This is a genomic window from Aquirufa echingensis (assembly GCF_042714525.1).
Lineage (GTDB): Bacteria > Bacteroidota > Bacteroidia > Cytophagales > Spirosomataceae > Aquirufa > Aquirufa echingensis.
The window spans coordinates 145,009-158,624 of record NZ_JBBKYA010000001.1; the positions used below are offsets into that span (position 1 = coordinate 145,009).

13 protein-coding genes are annotated in these 13,616 nt (G+C 44.1%); 6 read left to right on the forward strand and 7 right to left on the reverse strand.

The window, feature by feature from the left end:
* Positions 1-78 precede the first annotated feature (78 nt).
* Positions 79-528, reverse strand: a complete 450-nt coding sequence (locus SKC38_RS00665) for a nuclear transport factor 2 family protein (RefSeq protein ID WP_377974214.1) — start codon at positions 526-528, stop codon at positions 79-81.
* A gap of 151 nt (positions 529-679) precedes the next feature.
* Here SKC38_RS00665 and SKC38_RS00670 point away from each other — a divergent pair, with 151 nt between their 5' ends.
* Complete coding sequence (locus SKC38_RS00670; protein ID WP_377974215.1) at positions 680-1,591, forward strand: helix-turn-helix domain-containing protein; 912 nt, start codon at positions 680-682, stop codon at positions 1,589-1,591.
* On the opposite strand, the gene SKC38_RS00675 is transcribed toward SKC38_RS00670, so the two are convergent.
* Genes SKC38_RS00675 through fabV form a run of 3 tightly spaced genes read right to left on the reverse strand, consistent with a single transcriptional unit; the run spans position 1,583 to position 3,810 of the window.
* On the reverse strand, positions 1,583-2,134 hold the full coding sequence (locus SKC38_RS00675; protein WP_377974217.1) for a sugar O-acetyltransferase: 552 nt from the start codon (positions 2,132-2,134) through the stop codon (positions 1,583-1,585). The genes SKC38_RS00670 and SKC38_RS00675 overlap by 9 nt on opposite strands.
* A 3-nt stretch (positions 2,135-2,137) precedes the next feature.
* Positions 2,138-2,554: a cyclophilin-like fold protein gene (locus SKC38_RS00680; RefSeq protein ID WP_377974219.1), complete on the reverse strand. Its 417-nt coding sequence runs from the start codon at positions 2,552-2,554 to the stop codon at positions 2,138-2,140.
* Positions 2,555-2,607: 53 nt separating this feature from the next.
* On the reverse strand, positions 2,608-3,810 hold the full coding sequence (gene fabV, locus SKC38_RS00685) for an enoyl-ACP reductase FabV (RefSeq protein ID WP_377974220.1): 1,203 nt from the start codon (positions 3,808-3,810) through the stop codon (positions 2,608-2,610).
* A 153-nt stretch (positions 3,811-3,963) separates the two neighbouring features.
* On the opposite strand from fabV, the gene SKC38_RS00690 reads away from it, so the two are divergent.
* On the forward strand, positions 3,964-4,629 hold the full coding sequence (locus SKC38_RS00690; RefSeq protein ID WP_377974221.1) for a hypothetical protein: 666 nt from the start codon (positions 3,964-3,966) through the stop codon (positions 4,627-4,629).
* Here the strand turns inward: SKC38_RS00690 and SKC38_RS00695 are convergent.
* The gene (locus tag SKC38_RS00695) at positions 4,607-5,578 is read right to left on the reverse strand and encodes an outer membrane beta-barrel protein (RefSeq protein WP_377974223.1); all 972 of its coding nucleotides are present in this window, start codon (positions 5,576-5,578) and stop codon (positions 4,607-4,609) included. The genes SKC38_RS00690 and SKC38_RS00695 overlap by 23 nt on opposite strands.
* 71 nt (positions 5,579-5,649) lie before the next feature.
* Between SKC38_RS00695 and SKC38_RS00700 the strand changes: the two genes are divergently transcribed.
* From SKC38_RS00700 to SKC38_RS00710, 3 genes are read left to right on the forward strand one after another with little or no spacing between them, the layout of a single operon-like run.
* The gene (locus SKC38_RS00700; protein WP_377974224.1) at positions 5,650-6,990 is read left to right on the forward strand and encodes an alpha-L-fucosidase; all 1,341 of its coding nucleotides are present in this window, start codon (positions 5,650-5,652) and stop codon (positions 6,988-6,990) included.
* A gap of 2 nt (positions 6,991-6,992) precedes the next feature.
* Entirely contained in the window at positions 6,993-8,120 is a 1,128-nt protein-coding gene (locus SKC38_RS00705) for a glycoside hydrolase family 88/105 protein (protein WP_377974226.1), read from the forward strand.
* Positions 8,121-8,122: 2 nt separating this feature from the next.
* On the forward strand, positions 8,123-8,539 hold the full coding sequence (locus tag SKC38_RS00710; RefSeq protein WP_377974227.1) for an SRPBCC domain-containing protein: 417 nt from the start codon (positions 8,123-8,125) through the stop codon (positions 8,537-8,539).
* On the opposite strand, the gene SKC38_RS00715 is transcribed toward SKC38_RS00710, so the two are convergent.
* A complete protein-coding gene (locus SKC38_RS00715; RefSeq protein WP_377974229.1) occupies positions 8,529-11,018 on the reverse strand; it encodes a zinc-dependent metalloprotease in 2,490 nt (829 codons plus the stop codon). The two genes, SKC38_RS00710 and SKC38_RS00715, sit on opposite strands and share 11 nt — an antisense overlap.
* Before the next feature lie 134 nt (positions 11,019-11,152).
* On the opposite strand from SKC38_RS00715, the gene SKC38_RS00720 reads away from it, so the two are divergent.
* Positions 11,153-12,439 (forward strand): GntP family permease, encoded by a 1,287-nt coding sequence (locus SKC38_RS00720; RefSeq protein ID WP_377974230.1) that lies wholly within the window; start codon positions 11,153-11,155, stop codon positions 12,437-12,439.
* Here SKC38_RS00720 and SKC38_RS00725 read toward each other — a convergent pair.
* The gene (locus SKC38_RS00725; RefSeq protein WP_377974232.1) at positions 12,428-13,513 is read right to left on the reverse strand and encodes a Gfo/Idh/MocA family protein; all 1,086 of its coding nucleotides are present in this window, start codon (positions 13,511-13,513) and stop codon (positions 12,428-12,430) included. The two genes, SKC38_RS00720 and SKC38_RS00725, sit on opposite strands and share 12 nt — an antisense overlap.
* Positions 13,514-13,616: the final 103 nt, after the last annotated feature.

A 13,616-nucleotide genomic window follows, 5' to 3' on the forward strand; every position in this document is an offset into this window, starting at 1 on the left:
CATAGTCTAGGTGATTTAAAAGAATCGAAGCAAATATAGAGAATCAAAGCAATCAATAGTTATACTTTTCAAACAAGATTAGTGCTTGATTTGGTGCGTATCACGCACACTGCTAAAGGTCAATGCGAGCATTTTCCAATCCTTTCCTTGTTTTTGGTAAACCTCGGTAACCGTAAATTCATTAATGGCCACATTATCACGAACGATGGAATCTAGGTTGATTCGATTCCAAACAATCGCGGTATTACCCGAAATCTCCACGGCTGTATCCTTCACTGTCGCTTTCTTGTACCAAATACGACCCGTTTTGATGATGTCTAATTCCTCATCCTTCTTCCAGGTTCCGCTCATGTGTACGAATTTGGCTTTGGCATCGAATAATTTGTCAAGCTTGTCCACGTCTTTGTCGGACATCCATTGCCATTTGTCCATCGACAATTGGATTAAAGATTGTTCTTCAGCGCTTTGAGCGAATGTAGTAGAAAGCGTTAGGAGCGAAAGGCTCACGAATAAAAGAATTGATTTCATAGGTCTTATTTGTTTAGCTACAAATTTGCATCGAATGTAGCAAAAGCATCGTAGATAAATTCCGGGTTTTCCTACCATTTTTACGGATTGGAAATCATTGCGACGTATGGATATCAGATAATTGGTAAATTCGTTCATTCAAGCTAATCCCATGGAAAAAACGATTCAGGTTAATAACATCGACGAATACAATCAAAATAACAATCACAAGACGCTACATCCGCTCGTGTCTGTGTTGGATTATTCTAAAGCCAACGTACGTGATTGGGGCGATGCAGATACCCTTCGATTTCAATATGGGCTCTATAGCGTCGTATTAAAAGAGGTGGTTTGCGGAGATATCCGTTATGGAAAACACACTTACGATTACCAGGCGGGCACATTAGTTTTCTTTGCTCCTGGGCAAGTGGCCGAAATGCAGAACCCCAAAATCCGGTATCAGCCGCAAGGACATGGACTTGTTTTCCATCCGGATTTACTCATCGGGACAAACCTAGGTAGAAGCATTTCGCACTATAAATTCTTTCATTACGAATCGCACGAGGCGCTGCACCTATCGGAGGATGAGCAAAAAATGATCTTGGACTGTTTTGCCAAAATAGAATTCGAACTCAAACAACCCATCGATAAGCATTCCAAGAAGTTGATCGTCTCGAACATCGAATTGTTTTTAGATTATTGCCAACGGTTCTACGACCGTCAATTCATCACGCGGGAGCATGTCAACAAGGGCATTTTGGAGCGTTTTGAAACTCTCATGCATCAGTATTTTGAAACCGATCAAGCACAAGTGAACGGCATTCCATCCGTCAGTTATTTTGCGAATGAGCTACATTTATCCGCGAATTATTTTGGCGATTTAATCAAAAAAGAAACGGGATTAACGGCCAAAGATTACATCCAAAACAAGACGATCGACGTGGCGAAAAACCGCGTATTTGATACGGATAAAACCATTAATGAAATTGCCTTTGAGATGGGCTTTAAATACCCGCAACATTTCACACGCTTGTTCAAGCAACGCGTGGGACAAACGCCGAATGAGTATCGGTCGTTAAATTGATTTAATAAACTTTGCCGGAACGCCTCCCACAATTGTATTCGCGGGAACGTCATTCGTCACCACCGCACCAGCTGCTACTATCGAATTTTCGCCCACCGTAACACCCGGCAAAATAATAGCTCCAGCACCTAGCCATACATTTTTTCCAATGTGAACAGACTTCAAATCCAGGCTCTTGCGGTTGCTAGGATCCACGGGATGATTTTCGGTCACTAATTTCACTTGTGGCCCGATCAACACATCGTCTTCAATCGTAATTCCGCCTAAGTCTAAAAACGAGCAGCCATGGTTAATAAATACGTTTTTCCCAATTGTTGTGTGTTTACCAAAATTGGTTGAAAAAGGTGCTAAAACCGTTGTCGAGGGATCAATGCTTTGGCCTAAAATTTCAGATAAAATAGCTCGAATATCGTCGACATTGCCCGAGGAATTCAGCTTGGCCGAAAGCGCAATCGTTTGATTCACAATCTCCCAAACTTCCGCCCAGGCTGGATCCGTGTTAGGAATAATTCCGCCAGCGCGCATGCGTTCAAATATGCTCATGGATTAGGGATTAAGTTCGAATTTCACTTGACAATTTCCGATACCTAGTGCTTTCGAAAGGCCCGAAGTATCAGTTACTTTCCCAATGCGGGTATAGCGATAAGGTGTCGAAAAAGATTCATAAAAAAGGACCAAGACATTATTCCCATATAACAGTAAATCTCCGGTTTGAATGTTGCCTATGGATTCTGCCTGAGTAGGTAAGGGATACTTTAATTCTGCGTATTTTTCATTTCCATTCAACTCCTCCATGGATAAGGTCAAAGGCAACTGCTTGATAAAAGCGTTAACACTTTCACTTTCTTTCAATGTGGCATAGAAAGCTTTTGCTCCAATAGAAATTTTGATGGTTGAAGGCTTAGACATCACGCTAAAACACAAGAGAAATAAAATGATTGAGAGATAAAATCGCTGATTCATTTGTTGGAATATGAAATAAAAGCCAACCGTCTATTGACGATTGGCTTTCCTATTTATTTTTCTACGGTAATCAACCCCGGAATCTCCACCATTTCGTTGGCCTCCGCGGCGTAATCCACGCCATCAAATCCAAATCCGAACAAGTTTAAGAAATCCGACTTATATCCATTCAAGTCACCAATCGAAGGTAAGTTTTCCGTCGTAGCTCCTTTCCACAATTCAGCCACTTCTTTTTGAACCGCTTCGTCCATTTCCCAATCGTCGATGCGAATACGACCTTTCTCATCCACAGGAATCGAACCGTTCGTATATAGACGCGCGCTGAAAAGGCGTTGGATTTGCTCGATGCAACCTTCGTGCGTTCCTTTGGCTTTCATAATTTTATAAAGCAAAGAGATGTACAATGGAATCACCGGAATCGCTGAACTCGCTTGGGTAACTAGCGCTTTATTTACAGAAACAAAAGCTTTGCCGCCAATTTTGGCTAGGTCTTCTGTAATCTTGAACGCTGTTGATTCTAAATGGTCTTTCGCCATTCCGATTGTTCCTTTACGGTAAACTGGCTCCGTTACTTTTGGCCCAATGTACGAATAGGCAACCGTCATCGCACCTTCCGCTAAAACACCTGCGCTTAATAATGCGTCCATCCACATCTGCCAATCTTCCCCACCCATCACGGCAACTGTATTCGCAATATCTTCGTCATTACAAGGCGTAATTGTCACCTCGGAAACATTCCCTGTGTGGAAATCAACCGTCTTATCGGAAAATGTATCGCCAATAGGCTTCAATACCGAACGATGCAACACGCCCGTTACCGGGTGTTGGCGCACGGGAGACGCTAAACTGTAGATCACTAAATCTACCTGGCCTAGATCCGCCTTGATTAAGTCGATCGTTTGTGCTTTTACTTCGTTTGAGAATGCATCGCCATTGATGCTTTTGGCATAAAGCCCCGCATCTTTTGCCGCTGCTTCGAAAGCAAGGCTGTTATAATATCCAGGAGAAGCCGTTTTGCCTTCAGCAGGAGCTTTTTCAAAAAATACGCCAATCGTTGCAGCATCCGATCCGAATGCACTTGTAATCCGAGAGGCTAAACCAAAACCTGTAGAGGCTCCAATCACGAGCACTTTTTTCGCCCCGGCAATTTTGCCTTTGGACTTCACGTAGTCAATTTGATTTAAGACGTTTTTCTCGCAGCCTTTCGGATGTGAAGTCAAACAGATAAACCCTCTCATTCTAGGTTCAATAATCATAGTGCTCGAATTTTGTTTGTGCAAATATAGTTAAAGCACCTAATTATCCATAGTGTTGAGGCGTTCTCTATTCAGCAACTCAATTAATAGAATTAGCAGCAAGCTAGATGGAACAGGTTTTTCGTACATTTGCGTCTGAAAAATTGAAATCAAATGCGTTTATTCTACTTTTTGATCTTAGGAATATTATTCGCCAGCTGTGGAATTGTCAAACAAGCGGCCAAAAATGAACTTCATGATGGCGTGTATACTCAGCTAGAAAATGGCCAAAAACATGCCATCTATCTTGAAAATCAAGGAGATACACTACAATTTTTTGTTCATAATAAATTAGGTCCCGCCATTCCCGCCATCGTAAATTCACCTAAAAATTATTTGCTCCATCATGCAAGTTTTGACATTGATGTTATCACAATACCTGTTAAATATAGAACTTCTGTTCAATCTATTCCTGGCCAATTAACAAGCGACATCAACGCTTCGCTATACTTAGGCTGGCGAAATGATTTGTTTAAAATCAGGTATCCATTAACACCGACGGGCAAGTATAAGCGCCGTGTGGAGCATATCGGATTTTCGTTCGGTGGCTTACTTGGCATTGGGAATTCTGTAATCAATTCCGATGTTAGCTCCTTACCGATCTCGAATGAATATCAAGGAATTGTATTCTCCAAAGGAATTGCTGGAATCATGGCAATCAACAACTTTACGGTTGGCCTGGCGTATGGAACAGATCAATTATTGGACTCAAATAAATCAACCTGGTTGTTTGAACAAAAACCTTGGTTTGGGTTAGCTATTGGCCTAAATTTAAATTAAGCAACACCCCTAACAACACTTCATTCCCCCATTTCTCCGAATGTTTCCATTCTGTTCGCAGCATTCCCCAGGAGGTTAGTTGGTAATCCGCCGACAACGATTGCGACAGGTCTGAAAATGATTCTGCCAAAATAATCGCCTTGGGGTCAGTATAATATTCCAAACGACCTGTCAACTTCAACGCGGGTCTGATTTGCCAAGTAAGAAATGTCGAGCCACCATGCCAAAAATTTCCTGACTCAAAGCCCACATCTTCGCACAATGTCCAACTTACTGAATTAGAAAGCGGTATTTGGACATAATTATCGTAAAAAACACGTAGGCCCTTGCCTTCATCTCCGATAAAGCCACTGGAATTAAATCGAATGCCCTTGGCATTTTCAATTGTTAACTGTGTCCCTAAGGCCGGTCGGAATTTGTGCATCGTTTGCCAACCGGTTAAGGCAAATAGCTTCAGGTTCACACGTTGGCTCGGACTGTAAACCCACGCTAATCCCGATTCATAATACGGCGAATTTTCGGCGATATAGCTTCGCGTAAAACTTGGGTTTTCCCAGTTTTTGGCTGATTCCAAGCCAATGTGGGATGGCATAATGCCTAGCATCAGTTGATGTTTAGGCGCTATTTGTAATGATGCATTGAATTGGTATATATGTTTCAACATACCCGGTTCCGAGGCCAAGTTTTTCTGCGAATAAGTGCCAAGCATGAAATCGCCTTGAAAAGTCCACTTCGAATTAGACGCTGAAAAAGTGATTAATCCCAAATTGACAGCCGGTTGATTTAGCGTTGTATGGTTATAAAACAAGGCCGACTTTTCATCAGCCTGAGGATTCGTAAATGAACGTCCATAATAGGTTTCAGCATAGGCGCCAAACGAATAGTGTAAGGTATCCGATTGTCCCCAAGCGGACAGACTAAACAAACAAAAAACCAACAATTTCTTCATTCAAAACGAGTTCGCTACTAGCCTAATAAGTTTGGATGGGTAAATTTAAAGACTCTTTCTCTTTTATTCATATGAAAAAGATTTTCCTACTTATCCTCCTCAGTTTCACGGCCTTTGCCCAACAAACGACAAATAAACCGGAACGTGTGAATTGGTTCCAAGACTTAGGTTTTGGGATGTTTATTCATTGGAATGTGGATGTCAGTTTAGGTTCTGTAATCAGCCATTCACTCGCGGGGGCTTCCGACGAATACGTCAATAAATACATCCAAGAGCTTCCGAGCTATTTTAATCCGGAACAGTTTAATCCTAAAAACTGGGCGAAACTGGCCAAACTCGCCGGCATGAAATACGTCGTTTTTACGGCCAAACACCACGCCGGTTTCGCGATGTTTCAGACAAAAACGACCCCATTTAATGTGATGAACACGCCATTCAAACGAGACATAACGAAAGAAATCGTAGAGGCTTTCCGCGCCGAAGGTATCGCCGTGGGAATCTATTTCTCCCCCGATGATTTTTACTATTTACATACCCACAAACAGCCCATCGGCAGAGCGCAAGATCCAGCTCATTATCCGAAAACCAATCCAGGTTTGATGGAATATGACAAAGCCCAACTAAAAGAATTATTAACTCAATACGGGAAAATCGACATCCTATTCATCGACGGACCCGGCGATGGCTTACGTGAATATGCCTGGTCGATCAATCCGGATTTAGTCATCACCCGTGATGCGATGAAAACGCCGGAACAAACGACTCCAAACGCATCTCTACCCAGACCTTGGGAGGCCTGTTATACGATGGGAACGGATTGGCAATACAAACCCACGAATGATCCGCAGAAATCAGGAACAACGGTTATCAATATGTTGGCCGAAATTCGTGCGAAAGGGGGTAATTTCTTGTTAAATGTAGGCCCCAAACCCAACGGCGAAATTCAGATCGAGCAGGAAGCCCTACTTCGCGAAATCGCGCTGTGGAACTTCGCCAATTCAGAGTCAATCTATGCCGTGAAACCTATGCCGATGATTAAGGAAGAGGGCGTTTGGTATACACAATCCAACGATGAGAAATACATGTATGCCTTCATCTTACGCGCTTCGCCGGAGGACTGGAAATACGGGGAGCGCAAGAATTTCGTGCTTTCTAATGTGCTTGGAAACGAGAAAACGGAGGTGGAGATTTTGGGTTACAAAAGCGAACTGGTGGAATACAAACAAGATTTTGATGCCAAAACTTATGTCAGTGCCAGCCCGCTCGGATTGACCATCAGCGCAGTGAATGGCCAGCGCTTCTACACAAATAACAAATGGCCGAATGCCGTAGTTTTAAAAATTTCAAATGCAAAAGGGCGTTTGCCTCATGCAGATAAAACCAAACAAAGCTCCATGGATGGGGCAAAATAACGATGAAGAAACTAACCCTATTTTTACTGATTTCGTGCCCGATTTTCGCACAAAAAGAACTGACGAATTGGCCCGCAAAAGCGAACCCTTTGAACGTAGGAAAACGCACCGCCGAACGCTTCATGGCCGTTCCTCATTCTCGGTATGGAGTTACATTCCCGAATCCTCCAGCGACTCAAATCACCTATCCCGACGTGTGCACTTGGTTAGGTGCCTTGGGCTTCGCGCAGAAAACGAATGATGCGGATTTGCTGAAACGATTAAATGAAAAAACTGATTTATTGCTCACGACAGAGGCACATTTACAGCCCAAGAAAAACCACGTGGACAACTTCGTTTTTGGCGCCATTCCTTTAGCTTTTCACCTGCAAAACGGAAATCAGGACTTGAAAAAACTTGGCCTTGCCTATGCGGACGAAGAATTCAAAACGCTTAGTCCAGAAGAATATACGAGTTTAAAACCCGAAGTTCGAAATTGGTATGCCGCTGGACTAAGTTGGGTTACGCGATTCTGGATGGATGACATGTACATGATTACGGCGGTTCAGGCAAAGGCCTATGAGGCAACGAAAAACCGCAAATACATCGACCGCGCAGGCTATGAAATGGTGGCCTATTTGGATACACTTCAAAATCCAGATGGTTTATTTTACCACGCGCCGGATGTGCCTTATTATTGGGGACGAGGTGATGGCTGGTTGGCGGCCGGCATGGCCGATTTATTGAAAATCTTACCTAAGGACAACCCACACCGACCACGAATCATGAAAGGGTATCAGGACATGATGCGCGTTTTGTTAAAACACCAAGACGCCAATGGCATGTGGCATCAATTAATCAATGACCCAAATTCCTGGCCGGAAACATCTTGCACGGGTATGTTTACCTATGCGTTCATTGTGGGCGTGAAAAATGGTTGGCTTCCATCCGCAACCTACGGCAAAGCAGCCCGAAAAGCCTGGATTAAACTGCAAGATTACGTGAACGAGAACGGCGATTTAACCGAAATCTGCGAAGGGACAAACAAGAAAAATGATCACCAATACTATTTGGAACGTAAAAGAATTGTTGGAGATTTGCATGGCCAAGGCCCCTTGCTTTGGTGTGTTAACGCTTTATTAGAAAAATAGGCATGGCTTACATTACAATTGAAACTACAATAAACGCGCCCATCGCGCAAGTTTGGGAGAAATGGACTTCTCCGGAACACGTTCAACACTGGAACTTCGCATCACCAGATTGGCATTGCCCGAAAGCAACATCTGATCTGCACGTTGGCGGCGAATTTCATTACGAAATGGCCTCTAAAGACGGTTCCATGAGCTTTGATTTTTGGGGTACTTTCCAAGAAATCGATGACCAAAAATCACTCGCAATCTTAATCGGCGATGGCCGTAAAATGTTCGTTACTTTCGAAACCACTGAAGCAGGAACGAAAGTAACTGAACAATTTGAGCCGGAGAATCAAAACCCGCCGGAGATGCAACAAGCCGGTTGGCAAATGATTTTAGACAACTTCAAAACATACGCGGAAAGCGCTATTTCCTAGGATTTAAAATCAAATTCACGCGTTCCATGCAATCATCCAAGTGGTAGCGAACTTCCTTATCTGCATACTTGCTTTTCGCTAAAGCCAAGCTTGCTTGAAGGGCTTTAAGCTCACCGCGAACGATGGAACGGACGTCCGACTGCGCCACCGGATAGCTCTCACGTGCTGGGCCATTAGGTACGCCAGCAGTAGATGCAGGGGCTTGATCCGTCATCAATGCTTTCAAGCGTTCGATGTAGGCTTTTTGCAAATTCCGACGGTACTGATCGATATTTTTACCGGAAGCTAACTCACTCCAGATGCCCCCACGCAGGTCTTGAAAAAGATCTATCGTCTTGTAGTTATTGAGTGTCGTTAATCCACTATTATCCAAACGTGCAAAGGTCTCTAAACTTAACATGCGGTTCAACGGACTTACTTGCAAGCTTCGAATTCGATCCGTGTAACCCGCCATGTGATGTGTCACCACTTCTTTGTTGATCAACCAATCCACGTTCGAAAATGCGTTGGCCAATAACCAATTCACCGCAGCTTGTTGGCTTGCCTTCGGCACCGGATTATAAGATGAAATACCCTGATTCGGTTTGGCATATTGCTCATATACACCACCCACCATCGTTGTCACGTGGCCCACATAACGCGACCAAGTGCTCAATAATTCATCATTTAATTCGATCAAATCCTCGTAATCATTCGTCTTTTTGCTTGTCCAATCGGCTAAATTTTTAGCCACATATTTTAAGTTCTTCACCGCATAGGTACTCGCCCGAACGGGATCACTACCTACATCTTCCGTTTGAGAACTTGGGTCAAATGTCGTTCCTTGATTACCAAAACGGAATCTTGGATCTCCCGCTTTGGCCTCAATCCACTTGTCTAATGTTGGAACTTCATCCTCCGGACGCGCAGCATCAGGTAATACTCGATAGCCCCAATTCACCGCATAATCGTCATAGGGGCCCATTTTACGAATGTAACGAACCCCTTGATCCCCCGGCTGTGCGATGTAATTGAAACGGGCATAATCCATGATACTGGCAGAAATTCCTTCCTTATTGGTGAAGTCGGCCTTCCGGTAATTCTCCACCTCATACGAACTACTCGCCCCCATGTTGTGAGGAAAACCGAGTGCGTGACCTACCTCATGCGAAATCACCATTTCCATCATTTCGCCTATGTCCTCTTCACGCGTATCCAAGGTTCGGGCATTCGGATTAGATGCTCCGGTTTCCAATAAAAATCGATTTCGATACGAGCGCAAATGGTTGTGGTACCAAATGATATCACTCTCAATAATCTCTCCAGAACGCGGATCGCTCACGCTTGGTCCTATCGCATTTCGCGTGGTACTCGCCACATAACGAATCACTGAATAGCGAATGTCTTCCGGTGAAAAATCCGGATCCTCTGCGGCGGTAGGTGCATCCTTGCAAATGATGGCATTTTTAAATCCGGCAACCTCAAAGGCTTTTTGCCAATTCTCCACGCCCTTCTTCATGTGTTTACGCAATTTGACAGGCGTTGCAGGATCCAAGTAATAAACAATGGGTTTGATGGGTTCCACCAATTCCCCGCGCTTGTACGCTGCCATGTCTTTGGGCTCCAAACGCCAGCGTTGGATGTAGGTTTTTTGGTCTGATTTCAATTCCTCACTTGAATAATCGTATTGCTTCTGCGTAAAATAACCCACACGCTGATCGAATAAACGAGGCTTCATCGGCTTCTCAGGCAATAATATCATCGACTGATTCATTTGCATACTTAGCGTTTCCGTATAGGGTGTTGCCGATGGCTTCGAGGCGTTGTACGTAAAATCTTGTAATACTTCAATATTCAACGGGAACGTTTTGATGGAACGTATAAAACTCCGACTCGCATCTAAATTCTTCACTTTGTGCGTCTCGCGTAAGGTCGCATCCAAACCACTCATTGCCGGGATATCACTGTTGTAAAATTTGGTGATATCGATGACCACCTGACTTGAGTCCTTGCTGTAGGTTTCAATATCAAACATGTATAGCGTAGGCTCATAATTGTTCGCCTTTACCGATAGGCTAATCGGCAAGGAATCTGCCGCCACCGCCGCATAGGATTTTATTTTAATCAGAATCTTTTCTTGAAACTTCTCCCACACGATCAATTGCTCATGGGATGAAGTACCGGCATTAACATAGCCTCCGCCTAAACCATTGGGTATTTTGGCGATTTGGCTGACCAACAGCATGTCTTTACCTAAGTGCTTTTTCGGAATTTCGAAATAGAATTTATCCCCAATTTGGTGCGTGGTGAATAAGCCTTTTTTTGATTTGGCATCCTTCGTAATAACCTGATCGTAGGATTTTGCTTTCGATGCGGGCTTTTTCGTTGCAGAAGAATCTGCTGGCTTTACGGGCGTGTTTGCGGGGGCTTTTGCCGACTGCGCTACACTGAGAAAGGAGGCTGCGCTCAGGCAAGCGATAAGTAAAAGTATTTTTTTCATGCGTTAAATTTTCAAGTCAACAAGGTAAACCAAATGTAAGGCTTCTTGTTTAATTTTTTAACTGCCTTGTCGAGAGCAGAGTTGGATTATTGATTAGCATTTTCCAAATTCGTCTTATCAGTATTCAAAACTCCATGAGCATTTGGTTCCTCATCAGCGCGGCTATACTCGTCTTAGTGACCCTCATCTCGATCATGAAATTACAGCCATTTATGGCCTTTCTGGTTGTTTCGCTTGGATTAGGTCTTGCAGCTTCGCTCACGACCGAGCAAACCATTGCCGCTATGCAGAAAGGAATCGGCGGAACGCTTGGTTCCATTATCCCCATCATTATTTTAGGATCGATGTTGGGTAAAATGGTCGCAAAAAGTCGGGCGACCTATGTGCTTTCCGAATATTTTGTCCAACTTTTCGGTCCGAAAAACCTGCCGATTGCCTTCATGCTCATTGGCTTTATTGTGGGACTTCCACTATTCTTTTCCGTGGCATTTTTGCTACTAGCACCCCTGGTATTATCCACCGCAGAACGCTACCATTTACCTCCGGTTTATTTGGGCATTCCGATGTTGGCTTCACTTTCCATTACACAAGGTTTCTTACCGCCACATCCGGCTCCTTATTATCTTGTGACGCATTTGCCCGGGGCAGAAATGGGCACAACATTGGGCTATGGGATTTTGATTTCGATACCGGCGATGTTGGCGTCAGGCTGGTTATTTGGCAAGACTTTGAAAAACATTCCCGCTACTCCGATGTCCTTTGTGGAAGCAGATGAACATGGAAATAACCCAACGATGGGAATTAGTTTATCCATTTTGTTATTGCCTGTGGCGCTCATTGCCATCAAGTCATTCGTGCATTTACCAGGCATCGATTTAATTGGCGAACCGATGGTTGCCCTCCTGATTTCGGTGTTTGCCTCCATCTATTTTCTGGGATTTCAGCGCGGAATTAGCTGGCCTGAAATCAGCGGCTGGCTCGTAGATTCCATCAAAGATGTTTCTCCTTTAATGTTGACCTTCGGAGGCGCCGGTGCCTTCAAAGAAATCTTACAAGAGATGCATGTAGGCGACGCGATGCATGCATTGACGCAAGGTTCCGCCATAAATCCATTGATCATCGCCTGGGGAATCGCCGCCATATTGCGCATTGTGACCGGTTCATCTACCGTTTCAGGCATCACGACGGCGGGCTTGATTTTGCCTTTATTAGCCTCCTCGGGAGTCAATCCGAATCTCCTTGCATTGAGCATCGGTGCTGGTTCGATGGTCCTCTCCCATGTGAATGATGCGGGCTTTTGGCTCTACAAAGAGTACTTCGGCGTCACTATTAAAAACAGCTTGCGCTCTTGGACCATCATGGAAACCATCCTCGCGGTCGTGGGATTATTAGGGGTACTCGGACTCGAATTAGTGCTGTAATAGTACTTTTTTGCCCGTTTTGGCCGATTCTCGTGCGGCTTCTAAAATCTCCACAACCACCTGGTTAATAGCAAATGAGGACAAATCTTTTTGCGATTTAACCCGACCCTGAACCACCGCCGCTAAATAGGGAAATACATTCGATACATCATGTGGAAGAGGGTCCAACGTCAACATGCCTTCCTTTCCAAAGCGATCTCCTGTCACATAGCGCATCTGGTTCGTTTTATCGGCAACCAAAATTCCTTTCGTCCCATAAACCTCGGTATCCTTCCGGTCGAAGGGCCAATTCCACGATGCCTGAATAATCGCCTGGCAATCCGGATAAGTCAAGATAATACTCGCCTCATCGTCTACTTTCGGATAGACATCCGGTTTTAGTTGTTGGGTCACAGCCGTCACCGAAATCGGCTTTTTGCCATCCATCAACCAGGTCATAATATCCGCCCCATAACAGCCAAAATCAATGATAGCTCCACCACCATTCATTACGGGATCTGTTAACCAATTTAAAAACTCAGGCGCACAACCAATTTCCTTAGGTCCGCGGTGACCATCCATAATCACGACTTTTCGTATGGTACCCAAGGCTTTTTCTTCCTTCACCATTTGCCACATTTTCGCGTGGGAGGAATACCAGGTCGTTTCAAAATTGGTCAACAAGTGAATGGGGTGTTTGGCAACAAGCGCCTTCATTTGATTCAGGTGATCCATATTCACGGCCAACGGCTTTTCCACGATCACATGTATTCCTTTGGGCGCACAAACTTTGACTACTTCAAGGTGCTCATAAATGCTATTGAATGCGGCAATTGCCTCCGGTTTCGTCTTTGCGATGAGTGCCTCCAAGGACGGAAACCAAAGCGAATCCGGTAAGTTCTGTTTCTTCAAAAGTGATAAGGCTAATTCCTTATTTGGCTCAGCAAACCCTACAATGATGACATCTTGTTGGGGCTTCTTTATTGCCGTATACACCTGACCCACGTGTCCATGCGTCATGCCCGCGATACCCACGCGCAAGGGTTTGGCTTGAAAGACAAATGGCAACAAAATCAATAGGAGTAGCTTTTTCATCATTATGGTATTTTGGCAGGAAATTATAAAATTTTACACATATATTTGAAACTAATCTAAACCTATAAAAAAGACCGCTCGACTATGACCCTTCCTATCCTGC